Source organism: Acidobacteriota bacterium (assembly GCA_039030395.1).
Lineage (GTDB): Bacteria > Acidobacteriota > Thermoanaerobaculia > Multivoradales > JBCCEF01 > JBCCEF01.
Window position 1 is genome coordinate 36,728 of the sequence record JBCCEF010000004.1, and the last position, 15,202, is coordinate 51,929.

Below are 15,202 nucleotides of genomic sequence, written 5' to 3' on the forward strand. Positions count from 1 at the left end.
GCTAGGCTCGGTGGGTCATGAGCAAGCGCGTACTCCTACCGATTCTTCTCCTCGTGATCGCCGTTCTGGCGCTCGGCGCCTTCCGGGTTCGGCCCGGCGAGGTCGCGGTACAGCAAGGCTCGCCTCCGAAGGTCTATGAGGAAGGGTGGCACTGGCGCTTGCCCGGAAGCGGGGAGGTCCGCCGCTTGCCGCGGGAGCCGATTCCCTTTGCACAGGACGTCCAGGTACAGACGGCCGAGGGCGCCTCCATCGCGCTGGCTCTGGCCGGATCCTTCGGAGTAGCACAGGGCGGTGAAGCGGCCTGGTTGGAAGCGGCCGGCGACGGGATTTTCGGCGACGGTCTGGTCACCGTCACCACCGCCGCCCTGCAGCCGGTGGTGCGCGAGATCGACTCCTCGGATCTCTTCCAGCCGGACGCCGAGAAACGCCTGACGGGTTCTTTGCTCACGGCCTTGACTGATGCCGGATTGGAGGTGCCGGCCCTCGACGTGCGGGTACCGGTGGAGCGCAATCCGGTGGCGGCGGCGGTAGTGCGCAACCAGTTGAAGAGCCAGGCCCGGCCCACCGGCCGCAAAGTTCTGCTGATCGGCTGGGACGGTGCCGACTGGCTGATGATTCGGCCGCTCCTCGAAGCCGGAAAGCTGCCTCACCTGGACTCTCTGATCCGCCGTGGAGTCTCCGGCGAGCTACGCGCCGAAAAGCCTTTGCTTTCGCCCCTGATCTGGACCACCATCGCCACCGGCAAGCCGGTGGTCGAGCACGGCATCGCCGATTTCCTGGTCCAAGATCCGGAGAGCGGCGGCCTGGTGCCGATCAGCTCGGCGTCGCGCAAGGTCCACGCCCTGTGGACCATCCTCCCGGCCTTTGATTTGGCGACGGACGTGGTCGCCTGGTGGGCCACCTGGCCGGCGGAGGCAATCCAGGGCACGATGGTGACGGACCGCGTCGCCTATCAGCTCTTCGACTATGAGGAGACCGCAGGCAACGACCGAAAGGTCTACCCGGAGGCAACCTGGGAGCGGGTGCAGGAGCGGTTGGTGGCAGCGGAGCAGGTGCCCTTCGAAGACATGCGGCGCTTCGTGGACATCGACGCCACGGAGCTGGCGCGGCTGTGGGACAGCCTGCCGCCGGACCGCCGCCAGGAAGAGCGAGTCAATCACCTGCGAAAGATCCTGGCAACCACCCGCTCGTACCATGCCATCACCCGATCGCTGCTCGCCGAGCAGGCGGACCTCACGATGACCTACTACGAATTGACGGACACCATCGGTCACCTGTTCGCGCGGTTCTTGCCCCCACCCTTGCCGGGAGTGACGGAGGGTGAAGTGCGGCGCTTTGGGAAGGCCCTGGAGGAGGGCTACCGCTACGCCGATGAGCTGCTCGGGGAGCTGTTGGCGCAGGTGTCGTCCGATACGGTGGTGATGCTGGTTTCCGATCACGGTTTCTTTACCGGTGAAGCGCGCCCCACCAGCGATCCTTCGGATTTCGCCGCCGGCGCTCCTCAGTGGCATCGCGAGTTCGGGGTGTTCGTGGCTGCCGGCCCGGGGGTCGAGCGCGGTACGGTGCGGGGAGCTTCGGTGTTCGATGTCGCTCCCACGGTGCTGGCGGCGCTCGGACTGCCGGTGCCGGACGACATGCCCGGCAAGGTGCTCCCCCAGGTGGCCCAGCCCCTCGTCGGGCCGCGGGCGGAGCTGGCGAGCTTCGAGATCCTGCCGCGGGAGCGTCCCGGAACCACCCGGGTGGCCTCGGCTCTCGATGAGGAGCGCCTGCGCGAACTCGTCGCCCTCGGCTACATCTCGGCCAGTGTGCTCGAAGATCGAAAGCAACCATCGCCGGCGGGCAGGCCCGCCGGCGATGGAACCCGCTCCGCCGCAGAGCCGCGCGGCGCCACTTCCCAGGACCTGCAGGGCATGGCGACGGAGGCCTACAACCTGGGTCGTATCCACCAGCGCAAGGGCGAATACGACCAGGCCGAGGAGCAGTACCGGGTGGCGGTGGATCGCATGCCCACCTTCGGCACCGCGTGGGCCGCCCTGGCCCAGGTGGAGGCCCTGCGCGGCCGCCACGGCGACGCCTTCGATCTGCTGGTGGAAGGATTCTCCAAGAGCGGCTCGATGCCGATGTCGGCGGTGACCGGCCTGGTGGACGAAGCCAAGCGCGTCCAACGGCTACCGGAAGCGGAGGCCGCCCTGGAGCGGATCCGCCCGGGCTACGGTGGGCAGGCTGCCTTCTTCGCCGCCGTCGGTTTGTTGCGCGAGGAGATGGGGCGGCCGGAAGAGGCCCTGGCGGCCTATGACCAGGCGCTGGCGATCGACCCCCTCGACCACCTGGCGACGGAGCAGAAGATCGGTCTGCTGCGCAAGACCGGCCGGGAAAGGGAGGCGCGGGCGTTTCTGGATCGCTCCTTCGAATTGGCCGCCGGCCAGATGGCGCAGATGAACCAGGTGGCTGTGATCGCCCTGCGGCAGGGCTGGGCGCCGCAAGCGGAGCGCCTCCTGCGGCGGGTGCTCGCCTCCGATCCGGGGAACCCCGGCGTGCTGGCGAATCTCGCTGCCAGCCTGGCTCAGCAAGGCAAGACCAGTGAAGCCCTGGAGGCGATGACCTCAGCCGTGGAGCGGAACCCGGACAACGCCAGCAATCAGTTCAACCTCGGCGCCATGCTGGCAAACCTAGGTCGTTTCGATGAGGCCCTCCCGGCCCTCCAGGCGGCGGTGGACAACGGCTTCCGCTCTCCCGCCGTGTACGTTGCCATCTCCAAGGTGGCCTTCCGCCTCGGTGATCCGGCGAAGGCCGAAGAGGCGTTACGGCAGGCGCTGGAAGTCGAGCCTGGCCACCCCGAAGCCAGCCGTCTACTGCGGGTGCTCGAGCAGGCGCCCGGCTAGGCATTCCCGCAGGGCCTACGCTCCGTAGTCGAAGGTCACCGGCTTTTCGACTTCCGGGTGGAGGCTCCGGTGGACCGGGCAGGTGAGGGCTGCCCGCTCGAGCAAGGTGCGCTGCTTGTCGCTCAGTCCCGGCGGCATGAGGATCGTCACCGGAACCGACCCGATGCGCCGTGGAGAGGCGTTCATGTGCTTCTCGAGGCGAAAAGAGACCCCTGAACAGTCGATCCCTTCCCGCTCGCCGACGATGGCGACCAGGGTCACCATGCAGGCGCCCAGCGCCGCGGCCACGAGGTCGGTGGGCGAAAACGAACTGCCGTCGCCCTGATTGTCGATCGGCGCAGCGGTAGTGACCTTCTGACCCGAAGGTCCGTGCTGTAGGCGGACCTTGAGGTTGCCCTGGTACTTGCCTTGGATATCTACGGCCATCGTTGGTTTCTCCTCGCGGGTTCGATAGAGGTCTGGTGAGGGCAACGTATCAGCCCTTGACCCTTGGAGGCTACGAAAAGGGGCGGCCCGCAGGCCGCCCCGAGTTCCCAAGCCACGGTGTGACCGGTCAATCGATGGTGTCGCTCCAGGACAGGGTGTCGCCGGATTCGAAGCCGTCCGCGAAGATCAGGCTGTCGTCGTTGCACATCGAGCCCTGCACCACTTCCACGTCGTCCACCCACCAGCCGTCGCGGGAGACGGAGGTGTCACTGGTCATGCGCCAGCGGAACCGGACCGTTTCCCCGTCGAAGTCGCCGAGGTCGACGATCACCTGCAGGAAGGTGGTGCCGCCGTCGCCGCTCCAGGCATCGCGACCGGCCACCGGGTTGGTGGTGGCGGTGGCGCGAATGGTGTTGTCGTAGCCGTTGGCGAGGAACCGGTCCCCGTTGTCCGGCACCGAACCGCCGTTGCCGGCGAGGATGTCGAACCAGCTCGTTCCGCCGTCCGTCGAGTACTCGAGGACGCCGCCGTCAAAGGTCGCCTCGGTGTTGTAATGGTGCCAGAAGCGCAGCAGGCCTGCACCGCTGGTGATGCCGACGTCCGCAAGGAACTCGATGCGCTGGTCTCCTACGTCCGCCGTGTCCGGAGCAAACCAGGCCGTCGGTGGTGAGTTGGAATCGTCGGTCACCAGGGCCCAGGCCGGCGTCGTTTCGTCCGTCGGGCCGGTGGTGGAGGCCCACTGGCCGGAGCCGCTTTCGAGGTCGTCTTCGAAGAGCGGTGAGAAGGGGCCGGTGGGCACCGCCGAAACCTCGTTGGAGTTGGTGTCTTCGACGCCGCCGTTGGGGCCGCCGCCGAGACCCGACAGGGCCTCCGCCCGCACCGTGTAGAAGTACTCCACATCGGAGTCGACATCCGTGTCGAGGTAGGTGGTGGCGGCGAGGTTGGAGGCGATCCGGTTGGCGTCTCCCGGCTCGAAGCCAGGGATGGTGGAGCGATAGACGTTGTAGACCACCGCCTGGGCCGGGCAAGTGGTGGCGCCGGCGGTCCAGTCGAGGGTGACCCCGCACTCCACATTCTCGCGGTTCTCGGCGGTGACCGCCGACGAGTCGAAGGTCGGGATCTCGTTGCACTGTCCCGTCGGGGTGATCTCGGCGCAGGGCGACTGGCCGGTTTCGAAGGAGCCGCTCGGGTCGAGGGCCGAGAGGCGATAGCCGTAGGTGATGCCGCCGGAGACCGCGTTGTCCGTGTAGGGCGAGGTGCTCTCGTTGTTGGCGACCTGGAGGAAGCCGCCACCCGCCGCGCAGCCCCCCTGCTGGCGGTAGAGGTTGAAGCCGGAACAGGTGCCGCTGTCGTCCCAGCTCACGGTCACTTCATTGTCCGCCGGGGTTGCCAAGGCCGGTGCCGAGGCGATGGCCGCCGGGCACGAGCTGATGGTCGCTTCGGCGCAGTTCGATATGTCTGAATAGCAGGAGTTCGAAGCGAGGTCTCCGGCGGCCCCCAGGGCCACCACCCGGTAACTGTAGGACTGGTTGTCCACCACATCCGGATCGCTGAAGCTGGTGGCGCCGGAACCGAGGTTGGCGGCTTGCTGGTAGCCGCGGTTGCACTCACCGTGATTCTTGAGCACGGCGTAGCCCTGGGCGTTCGTTACCGCCGGCCACGACAGGTCGATGGTGGACGCGGCCGCCGTGGCGGTGACCGCCGGTGTCGCCAGGGCGGCACAGGCGGAGGAGTTCTGGTTGCCGGCATCGCCGACGCTGCCGCAGGCGATGGCGTGATCGTTGAACGCTTCGAACAGGAAGGCCGCGTGCGGTGTACCGTCGGTCAGGTCGCCGTTGTCGTCATCGGCGGCCAACAGCCCCTGGAACCAAGAAGTGGCGGCACATCCGTCCGACACGAAGGTGCCGCTGTTGCAGTTGAACATCGCCGTGGAGGTCTGCATCGCGAGCATCCAGGTGCGCTCGGCGATCAGCCAGGCGGAATCGATGTCGAGGGCCGGGGCGAGCTTGCGAACCGCCAGATCCCACATCGCGCCGCCGGCGGGCATCGACTCGCAGTGGACCTGTCGGCCGCAGGGGCCGGCACTGAAGCCGGGACCCGGGCAGGTGCGGGTGAAGTTGTCCGGCGTGAACGGCGTGGTGACCGGTACGCCGCCGCTGTCGACGTGCTTCGCGTAGTCCTGATCGCGCACGCCGGAGCACTCGGTGCAGGGGAAGCCGTAGCTCGGACACATGCGGTCCCAGAAGCTCGGTCCCATACAGGACTCGTGACGATCGAACATCGCCAGGGTGTCGGCGTAGGTCTCGCCGGTGCCGCCGTCGGCGGTGCCCTGGGCGTCGTTCTGGTCTAGGCCGTGGCCCACTTCGTGCTGGAAGATCGCGGCGACCTCGCCGGTGTTCCAGCACAAGAGGTTGAGCTGGGTGTTGAACCCTTCCTGGAAGAAACCATTGAAGCCGCCGCCCGGCGACCAGTAGGCGTTGCAGGTGTCTTCGATGTTGACCCGCACATCGTGGGAGGAATCGAGCCAGGTGTTCGCCGGTAGCCAGCTCCGGCCCTTATCCTTCAATCGGGTGATGTGGTAGTACGCCGAACGGGCGGCGTGGGTGTTGTGCTGACCGCCGATGCCGTTGGTGGTGCAGTCGGCGTCGCCGTCGGGGTTGGGCGGCCCGCTGCCGAAGTTGACGTTGTCGTTGCCGTCGGCAGCGAGGACGGGGAAGCCGACCCCGCCGCACTGGTCTTGGATGCGGGTCAGCTCGCCGTCGAGGCTGGCGTCGAAGGGACCGGCTTCCGTGTGCAGGCTCTCGATCGAGGTGAAGCCGGCGGTGCTGAGGTTGACCAGCGGTAGCGGACGGTTCTCTTCCGTGTCGGTCCAGGTGTTGGGCTCAATGCCGCCGCGTACCCAGCCATACTGGTTGATGTCCGCAAACTGGAGAACCTCGCCGGTCGATGCGTCCAGGTGGGCCAACCAGGTGCCGATGACGCCCTGGCGACGGAAGATCATCTCCCAAACGAGGCGATGGCTCTTGCCCGGCAACTCCGCGCTGAGGGCGCCGAGGCCGGTTTTGCGCGGCAGGTAGAGCAGCTCCGGCTCGGTATCCCAGCGGTCGCGTTTGGTGTCCCACTGAACGTAGTTCTCGACGAAGGTCTTGGCCTGGATTTCGTCGACGCGCGGTTCCGTGGCGGCGCCGGCGGCCAGCGGGAAAAAATCTTCGCTGCCCCACAAAATGAGGTTGCCGTGGCCGATGACGAAGGTCAGGCGGGAGCTGAAGACCGGCACGTTCCAGGGCCGGTGTTCGTAGGTCACCAGCCACATGTGGTCGTTGATCTGGTCCGTCGACCGGTGGGCGATTTCGAAGCGTGGTACCGCGAGCAGCTTCGAATGATCGTCCAGGAAGGCGTCGATGGCGCCGGTGACCACCGCCTCGTCGACCTCGGCGATGCGCTGCCCGGCGCGGGCCGATAGCGAATCGAGGGTCAGGTCGTTGCCGCGACCCGGAATCATCGCCACCGGAGCACCCTTGACCATCGCCGGCTCGCCGGTGCCGAGGTCGAAGTAGACCTCCTTACGGGGGCCGAGGGTGGCGGCATAGTTCGCCCAGGTGTCGCTTTCGGCAAGAAGGCTCTGAACTTCCGCCAAGGAGGCGACCTGACGCCCCTCGCCCATTCCCGGGTCTCGCTTCTGGAGGCCGTCCAGCTCCGAGGTGTGGGTGGGTTCCACGAAGGCCGCTGCCGGAAGCACGCAAACCAGGGCGAGAACGACGAAGAGAAGACCACGGGTTGAGTACCGCATCAGGACCTCCGTAGACCGGTCGCAGCGCGATACACCTACGCCGATACGGAAGAAAGTCAATGGCGACGGGCGATTTGCGCTCTTAGATGAATTTGCATTTATGCTACGACGTCTCATCCGGGAGCGCAAGACGGTATGCTCCGAGGGATGCGTTTGCATACCTCTCTGTTTCTCCGATGGGGTCTTCTGGTTCTCGTGGCTGGCATCGGTTGGGCGGCTTACGGCCAGGCTTGGACCTTCACCGAGGTCACGGATTCAGCCGGGGTGCGCTACGAACACGGCTACGGCACGATTCCGCTGACCGAGCCGGCGATGATGTGCGGCGGGGTGGCGGCAGGGGACTACGACGGCGACGGTTGGGTCGATCTCTATGCCGTCGCCGGCACGGTGACCCCCAATCGCCTGTTTCGCAATCTCGGCGATGGCACCTTTGAAGAGGTGGCCGCCGCTGCCGGGGTGGCGGTGGCCGGCGAACGGGGCAGCGGACCGAACTTTGGCGATCTCGACGGCGACGGCTGGCTCGACCTGATGGTCGGCGGTATCGGAGGTACGGCGCCGCGGGTGTTTCGCAACCTCGGCGACGGCAGCTTCGAAGAAACGACCGGACCCTCCGGTATTCGGAGCACAAGGGACACCTTTTCCATCGCCTTCGGCGACATCGATCTCGACGGAGATCTCGACGCTTTCCTGAGCCACTGGGGCGTGCCCGGCTCCTCCGGTCATCTGTGGCAGAACCGGGGCGACGGCACCTTTGCGGATATCGATGCCTCCTCCGGCCTGGGGGCCGCCTTTGCCGCCCGCGACTTCAGTTTCACGCCCAACTTCAGCGACATCGACGGCGATTCCCTACCGGACCTTCTGCTGGCGGCGGACTTCGGTACCAGCCAAGTCTTCCGCAATCTCGGCGACGGGCGTTTCGGGGAGATCACCGGGCCGGAAATTACCGACGAGAACGGCATGGGCGCCGCGGTCGGCGACTACGACCGCGACGGCGACCTCGATTGGTTCGTCTCCAGCATCTGGGATCCGGATGGTGTGGTGGCGGGCAACTGGGGAATCACCGGCAATCGCCTCTACCGCAACCGCGGCGACGGCACCTTCGAGGATGCGACGGATGAAGCCGGGGTGCGCTTCGGCTACTGGGGTTGGGGGAGCTGCTTCGCCGATCTGAACAACGACGGCTGGCTCGATCTCTTCCACGTCAACGGCATGCCGCTGCAGGGGGCCGACGAGTTCTTCGACGATCCGGCACGGCTGTTCATCGCCGAGGGCGACGGCTCCTTCACCGAGCGGTCGGCGGAACTGGGGCTGGATGCGCCTCGCCAGGGCCGCGGCGTGGTGTGCTTCGACTATGACCGCGACGGCGACATTGACCTCTTCGTCGCCAACAACGACGGTCCGTCGCGCCTTTTCCGCAACGATGGCGGCAGTGCCCTGGGACACTTCCTGGGTGTGCGGCTCTCCGGTGCCGGGGGAAACACGGCGGGAGTCGGTGCCTGGGTGGAGGTGACCGCCGGCGGGGTGACCCAGCTGGTGGAAATCCGAGCCGGCAGCAACTACGTGTCCCAGAGCCCGGCCGAGGCCCACTTCGGGCTGGGCGCAGTGGATCGGGTGGAGCGGCTTCGGGTGCGCTGGCCGAGCGGAACGGAGGATGTGCTGCGGGACCTGCCGGCGGACCGCTGGATCGTGGTGCAGGAGGGGAGCGGCCGGCCGAGCGAGATTCCCGTCCTGGGGCCGCTCGGCCTTCTGCTCATGGCGGCCCTGCTGGCCGCCGGTGGGTGGGCGGGGCTACGCCTCCGGTCGCACCGCCGGCGCGACGCGACCGGATAGCCCACTGTCCCCAAAGTTCGCCGGGATCCTAGGCGTCGCCCTTTGACGAGTGGTGGAGGGCGAACATCGCGCCCTGCGGGTCGGTGATCTGTACCACCCAATCGCCGCCCGGTACTTCCATCGGACCGTTGACCACCTGGCCGCCCAGTTCCTTGGCTTTTTCCGCGGCGGCGTGGACGTCCGGCACGCGGGCGTAGTAGAGCCACATCGGAGGCATCGGCATCTCCGGGGTCAGGTTCATCATGCCGCCGAGAGGCATTTCCGGGTTCTCGCTGCGGCCGTACATCTGGTAAATGCCGGCCGGACCCATGTCCATCGCTTCGGTTTTCGTCCAGCCGAAGAGCTCGCCATAGAAGGCGATCGCGCCCTCGTAGTCGCTGGTCATCAGCTCGTGCCAGGAGAACTCACCCGCCGCCGGCGGGCCATCCGGACCGTCGGCCTGCTGGGCCGGCGTGTACACGGCGAAGGGCGCGCCCTGCGGGTCCTTGAGCACCGCGTAGCGGCCGGTCTCCGGAATGTCCTCCGGGCCGTGGACCAGCGTGCCGCCCAGTTCCTTGGCGCGATCGACGGTGGCGTCGACATCCGGCGTTCCGATGTAGGCCACCCAGTTGGGGGGAACCCCATCGGCCGCTTGCTCCGCCGACAGTTCCATCACGCCACCGATCGGCTGGTCGCCGTTGGTCCACATGGAGTATTCGGTGGGGCCCTCCCAGGTGGTGATGCCCCAGCCTACGATTTCGCCGTAGAAGGCCTTGGCGGCCTCCGGGTCGGGGGTGGTCAGGTCGTACCAGACAAAGCGGCCGCGAAGGGTTGCATCGGACATCGGAACCTCCTGTTTGAGATGACGTTCAAGATCGGGCTGACGGGTAATCATACGTTGCCGCGGAAGAACGGTTGCAGAGGATCGCATGGCCTTCCGGTGACGGGGTTGCCCCGCCTTGCCTCGGGAAGGCCGCAATCCGCTCCTATAATCCGTCTCCGTGAGCGAGCACCGGGTTTACGACCGCATCAGCGAAGCCGTGGGCGACACGCCGATGGTGCGCCTCGGCGCCAGTGTCGAGGGCTTTGCGTTGGAGGCCTTCGCCAAGCTCGAGTACTTGAACCCGATGGGCAGCGTGAAGGACCGCATCGCCCGTTTCATGGTGGAACGGGCGATGGCCGAGGGCCGGCTGCATCCGGGCGGCGTGGTGCTCGAAGCGTCGTCCGGCAACACCGCCATGGGCTTGGCGATGATGGCGGTGCTCAACAACCTCACCTGCCGCATGGTGGTGCGGCGGCAGACCAGCCCTGCCAAGCTCGACTGCCTACGCGCCCTGGGAGTGGAGCTGGTGCTGGTGGACGGCGAGCTGCCGCCGGAGCATCCGGAGAGCTACAACCGGAAGGCGCGGCGGTTGGCGGAAGAGACCGGCGCCTACTTCCCGGACCAGCACAACAACCGGATCAACAACGAAGCCCACTACCGCACCACCGGACCCGAGATCTGGCGCCAGATGGAGGGCCGCATCGACGCTTTCGTCGGCGGCATCGGCACCGGCGGCACGGTCTCCGGGGTGGGCCGCTATTTGAAGGAGCAGGATCCCGCCGTCCGCATCGTGGCGGTGGACATCGAGGGCTCGGTGTTCACGGATCACTTCAAACACGGCCGCGAAGTGACTCCCAAATCGTCCTGGGTCGAGGGGCTGGGTGACGAAGAGGTGATCGGCTGTCCGGAGTTCGAATGGTTCGACGACATGGTGCAGGTGAGCGACGCGGAGGCTTTCCACGCCGCCCGGCAGCTCGCCCGTCAGGAGGCGATCTTCACCGGTGGTTCGAGCGGTGCGGTGCTCTGCGGGCTGCGGCGCGCGGCGCCGGGAATCGCCCGTGAGTTGGGCCGCCCGGCCCGCATCGCCACCCTCTTTGCCGATTCCGGCACCCGCTACCTCACCACCTTCTACAGCGACGACTGGATGCGCGAGCGCGGATTTCTCTGATTCCTAGGTGATCACCTGGAACGGCCGCAGCCCGTTCTCGAGTTTCCAGGCGGCCGGTGGACTCCAGTCGTCCTGGTCCGCCGTCCTCCAGCGCAGGAAGGCGATGCCGGTGGCCTGCTCCAGGGTCTCCGGCGCCACCGCCGTCAGATGCGCCAACACCAGCCACAGCGGAAAGGCCGAACTCGGCCACGACGCGCTGGCGGCGGCGGTGACGTTCCAGCCGAGGGCGAAGGTGCGCGAGAGCTTCCGGTAGTCGTCCGGTGAGCGGCTGCCGGTGACCGCGTCCAGGGCCTTGGCGATGCGCTTCTGGTGTTTGATCGAAGGCCGTCGGGCGTCGATCAGCCGCTTCAAGGGCAAGTACGGCGAGCGGTACTGGAGAGAACCGCCGCCGGTCGGCCGGACCACCTGAATGAGCTTCTCGATTCCTTCTACTCGCACCCGCATCCCGCCGGAGACGGCAGCGGCGAATTCGCGGCTGCCCACCGCCCACTCCTCCTCGAATGCCGGCGAGCGGGTGATCGCTTCGAGTACTTGCCCGAGATTGGCGCCGGCGATGGCCGGGAACGGCACGGCGACGGTGCCGTCGTCGAACCAGCGGCGGGCGGCGGAGAGGAACGAAGGATTCCACTCGCTGGGCTTCAAGTGCTGGCCGAAGGCCCGCGCCGCTTCGCCCGGAAACTGTGCGGAAAGGCCGAAGCGGGTGCGTGCGGCCGGCGGTGGAGCGGTCGCCGCGGGAGCGTCACCGGCCGCGCTGCCGGCGAAGACGAAACCCAGTTCGGACAGCACGCTCGTCAAGGAGCGGGTGGCGTTGGGGTGGGTCTCCTGATCCTCCCGCCAGAAGGACAACCGCAAGGCGTGGGTGTGATCCTGACCGTCGTAGGCCCGGGAGATGTCCGCGCCGCTGCCGCTCTCGCGGCTTTCGAGCCACACCGCCGAGCGATTGGTCACCAAATTGCGAATCTCGGTGCGCTCGAAACCGGCGGCGTAGGTCGCCTGGCGGGAGAACACCGGCCCATCGTCGCCGGCTCGCTGGATCACCCGCACCGAAGTTTCCTCGACCCGGCGGGAGATCGACCGCTGGAGGCTCTGGAACACCTTGTCGAGGCCGGTGAGGTGGAGCAGCGTCGAGGCGGTGGTGGTGTGCACCTTGCGGCTCTCGAAGGCGCATTCCCGCAGCAGGAAGGGGAGCGGCGATTCTTGGTATTCCTTCTCCGAGCCTTCCGCTTCGAGGGTTTGCAGGATGGTGCGGATGCTGCCGCGGGTGAGCCCCTTTTGCACCCCGCCGTGGAGCCGTTCGAACTTGTTTTCCGGATCGACTTCCAGGTCGATCAAGGCCTGCCGGTCCACCAGCCGATCGAACTCGAGGGACAGGGTGAAGCCGAGATCGCCCTTGAGCTTGGAGAGGGCCGCCCGCAGTTTGGCCTCGAGCTCCCTCGGTTCGTCGAGCAGCTTCTCGACCCGCTGGGCCCAGCCCTGGATCTTCTTCAGGTCCGTCGCCGTGAGTCGGCCGAAGGCCTTGTCCACCAGCCGGCTTGCGAAGCTCTCCACCCGCTCGGACACCCAGGCCTCCGCCTGGTCGAGGGAGGTGGCATTCGAGGCCAGGAAGCGGATGGTGCCGGCGGCTCCGGTGCGGTCGGCGAAGTCCTGGATCTTCCCCAACACGTTCTTCGGCACCGAGTTCAGGAAGTCGTCCGCTTTTCGAGCATCGGCGACGGCATCTCGCAGCAGCTCGCGGCCGTCCGAATCCGGCGGCAGCAGGAGGTCCTCCAGGCTCTTGCCGGTGAACACTTCGACCAGGTGGGCGACCTTTGCTGCGTCGCCGGTGAGCAGCTCGTCGAGGGGAAGCTGATCGGCGTCGAGGCCGGCCAGTTGTTGGAGGGCCTGGCGCACCGGCGAGCCCGGTGCCAGATCCACCGCCCCGAGGAGCTGATTCCACCAGCTCTGGAGGCGCGGTCCAAGATCCTGGTAGGCATCCACGACTTCGTTGATGTCCTTCAGCAGCGCCTTGACCTTTGGGGAGCCGGCGGCCCATTGCTGCCAGCCGGTTCCGTCGAGCCATTCGCTCAGGGCGTCCGCGGCTCGCCCCGAGAGCTGCGACTTCACCGTGTCCCAGTCGCCGGAGGCGATCAGGCGATCGATCTCGATGAAGGACTGCGCCAGGCGCGGTAGCGGCGGAAGGTCCGCCAGCGCTTGGTCGAGGATAGCGATCAGGCTGCTGCCGAGGTCGTACTCCGCCTGCAGCGAGATCATCGCCCCGAAGGTGATCTGCCGCTGGTGCCGGCGGGCAATGCGGACGCGCACCCAGTCCGGGTAGACGGTCAGGCCCGGGCCGCTGCCGACGGTGAGGCTCATCGCTTCGTGGAGGTGTAGGCCAAGGGAGGCTTTGGCGGTGATCTCGCCCTGCACCTTGAGGGCAACGGGCAGTCCTTCGAAGACGGTTTTCGACAGCGCGGCGCGGAACTCCGTGCCGTACTGTCCCTGAATGCCGAGCTCCAGATCGAAGGTGGCACCGAGGGACTGGACGGCGCCCCGCGGCCAGCCGGCGGGATGGATCTGGCCCGGTAGGCGGGTGGCCTTCGCCAGTCGGCGGAAGGCGTCGAGGCGCTGGTTCGATTCCGCAACGGCAATCACCGTGGTCAAGGTCAGGCCACCGTCAACGGAGCCCCGGGCCGTCAGGGAGAGCGGGTCTCCGGGAATGGTCGCGCCGGCATCGGAGCCACGGATACCGAAGTGCCCCGCCGCCTTCAGGCGCGCCAGGCTTTCGCCGTCCGCCGGTCGGTAGGCGACGCCGTCGCCGAAGAGATCGGCAACGCTGTCGTCCGCCGCCAGAATCTCCGCCGTCGCCGCGGCGGAACCGCTCACCGGCAGAGCGCGGTCGAAAATTTGCAGGCTGGCACCGTCCGTCGCCACGGCCTGTTCCGGCAGGGAGAAGGCCTGGGTGCCGACCGGCTCCACCAGCTCTCCGGCCATGCCGACGTCCAGCTTGAATTCGGGATTCTGGAACAGCGATTGGGGATTCGGCACGGCACCTCCCGGAGCTTCCGCCGCGGCGGGCAGCCCCACCGGGCGGTGTTGATGGACTCGGTACGCCGGAGCGAATCGCTCGTCGCGCCCAAAGTCGCGAAAGGAATTCGTTTGCTTACTTTAGTGTGCCGACGGCCCGGGACCGTTTCATTCTCCCGGCGCTCCGGGAATCGGCGCCCCGGAATCGTCGCTCCAGGAATCGGCAATCGCCCGGCGCATCACCGGGGTGGCGAGTTGGAAGTCGCGACCCACCTGATGGGGGATCGGGAACCATTTCCAAAGAAACGAGCCGACCACTCGCGGCTCTTCTTCCACCGCCGCCAGAGCGGCGCGCAGGGCGGCCTGCTGCACCGCCTCGGCTTCGGGGCCATCGTCGGTGGCGTACTCCCATGGCCTGACCGGCGCCGTCAAGGAGCGGTTGTAGCCCAGCTCGGTGAAAAGAATGTCGCGCTCGCGCTCGTCGGCGAAGGTCCGGAGTCGCGCCATCACCCGCCGCCATCCCGCGTCGAGGTCGGCCAGCGGCGGCGTCGGACCCGGGCGGAACGGGCCTTCGAGAATGGGGAAATAGGCCTGGATGCCGATCAGGTCGAGGGCGTCCCAAAACCCCACCCGCTCGAAGTCCGGCCAGTTGGCGGCGTAGGTGAGGGGCGCGTCGATCTCCCGCCGGACGGCGGCGATCACCTCGCGCCAGCGCGCCTCGTGGTCGAGGGTGCGGTCGAGCTCCACCCCCACGACGAAGGCATCCGCTCCGCTGCTCGCCCGGGCGATGGCGGTGATCCAGGCCTCATAGGTGGTCCAAAAACGCTCCCAGGAGGCGTCGTCCTCGAAGGTGATGTCGCCCCGCCAGCGGAACGGTGAACGCCAGTAGCCGAGGTGCGGCTTGATCAGGATCTTCAACCCGCGGGCATGGGCCTCGCGGATCGGGCGGGTGAGGTGCGCCGGGGGATTCTCCGGGTCGAAGGACCGGAACCGCACTGAACCGTCGGCGCGTATCCAGCCGTAGGGGTGCGTCGCCACCCAGTTGGTGCCGAGATCCTTCAGTTCGTCGAAGGTCGGGCCGATCTCGTAGTTCCCCCAGTCCTGTCCGTCGCGGTGGGTGGAAACGGTGATGCCGCGGATCGGTGGCGCCAGAGAGCGGCCGGTCGCGGTCGCTTCGGAAGGTCGGTTGGCTTCTACCGGCGGAGGGTTCTCCTCGCGGCTCGAAGTCTCACAGGCCGCCAGGGTGCCGGCGAGGGCGACCGCCGAGAGAAAGGTGAGAGCTGAGCGTGCGCCGATCATCT

General features: G+C 67.3%; 8 protein-coding genes. 3 read left to right on the forward strand and 5 right to left on the reverse strand.

The annotated features are described in order from the left end of the window. Positions 1-17: 17 nt before the first annotated feature. The gene (locus AAF481_06070) at positions 18-2,882 is read left to right on the forward strand and encodes a tetratricopeptide repeat protein (GenBank protein MEM7480719.1); all 2,865 of its coding nucleotides are present in this window, start codon (positions 18-20) and stop codon (positions 2,880-2,882) included. A gap of 15 nt (positions 2,883-2,897) precedes the next feature. On the opposite strand, the gene AAF481_06075 is transcribed toward AAF481_06070, so the two are convergent. Further along, positions 2,898-3,308 (reverse strand): OsmC family protein, encoded by a 411-nt coding sequence (locus tag AAF481_06075; protein ID MEM7480720.1) that lies wholly within the window; start codon positions 3,306-3,308, stop codon positions 2,898-2,900. A gap of 127 nt (positions 3,309-3,435) precedes the next feature. Beyond that, complete coding sequence (locus AAF481_06080; GenBank protein MEM7480721.1) at positions 3,436-7,098, reverse strand: hypothetical protein; 3,663 nt, start codon at positions 7,096-7,098, stop codon at positions 3,436-3,438. Positions 7,099-7,245: 147 nt separating this feature from the next. Between AAF481_06080 and AAF481_06085 the strand changes: the two genes are divergently transcribed. Beyond that, positions 7,246-8,928 (forward strand): CRTAC1 family protein, encoded by a 1,683-nt coding sequence (locus tag AAF481_06085; GenBank protein ID MEM7480722.1) that lies wholly within the window; start codon positions 7,246-7,248, stop codon positions 8,926-8,928. A gap of 28 nt (positions 8,929-8,956) precedes the next feature. On the opposite strand, the gene AAF481_06090 is transcribed toward AAF481_06085, so the two are convergent. Further along, on the reverse strand, positions 8,957-9,751 hold the full coding sequence (locus tag AAF481_06090; GenBank protein ID MEM7480723.1) for a VOC family protein: 795 nt from the start codon (positions 9,749-9,751) through the stop codon (positions 8,957-8,959). Positions 9,752-9,908: 157 nt separating this feature from the next. Between AAF481_06090 and AAF481_06095 the strand changes: the two genes are divergently transcribed. Then, a complete protein-coding gene (locus AAF481_06095; GenBank protein MEM7480724.1) occupies positions 9,909-10,898 on the forward strand; it encodes a cysteine synthase family protein in 990 nt (329 codons plus the stop codon). 3 nt (positions 10,899-10,901) lie between these two features. Here the strand turns inward: AAF481_06095 and AAF481_06100 are convergent, their stop codons facing one another. Together AAF481_06100 and AAF481_06105 are read right to left on the reverse strand one after the other, a co-directional pair. Then, positions 10,902-13,922 (reverse strand): hypothetical protein, encoded by a 3,021-nt coding sequence (locus AAF481_06100; protein MEM7480725.1) that lies wholly within the window; start codon positions 13,920-13,922, stop codon positions 10,902-10,904. Between the two features lie 147 nt (positions 13,923-14,069). After that, complete coding sequence (locus tag AAF481_06105) at positions 14,070-15,200, reverse strand: hypothetical protein (GenBank protein MEM7480726.1); 1,131 nt, start codon at positions 15,198-15,200, stop codon at positions 14,070-14,072. Between the last annotated feature and the right edge of the window lie 2 nt (positions 15,201-15,202).

What these genes read in the sequence shown, in the direction of transcription:
- AAF481_06070 (MEM7480719.1), top strand. Translation starts at nt 18, where the DNA reads ATGAGCAAGCGCGTACTCCTACCGATTCTTCTCCTCGTGATCGCCGTT.
- AAF481_06075 (MEM7480720.1), bottom strand. Translation starts at nt 3,308, where the DNA reads ATGGCCGTAGATATCCAAGGCAAGTACCAGGGCAACCTCAAGGTCCGC.
- AAF481_06080 (MEM7480721.1), bottom strand. Translation starts at nt 7,098, where the DNA reads ATGCGGTACTCAACCCGTGGTCTTCTCTTCGTCGTTCTCGCCCTGGTT.
- AAF481_06085 (MEM7480722.1), top strand. Translation starts at nt 7,246, where the DNA reads ATGCGTTTGCATACCTCTCTGTTTCTCCGATGGGGTCTTCTGGTTCTC.
- AAF481_06090 (MEM7480723.1), bottom strand. Translation starts at nt 9,751, where the DNA reads ATGTCCGATGCAACCCTTCGCGGCCGCTTTGTCTGGTACGACCTGACC.
- AAF481_06105 (MEM7480726.1), bottom strand. Translation starts at nt 15,200, where the DNA reads ATGATCGGCGCACGCTCAGCTCTCACCTTTCTCTCGGCGGTCGCCCTC.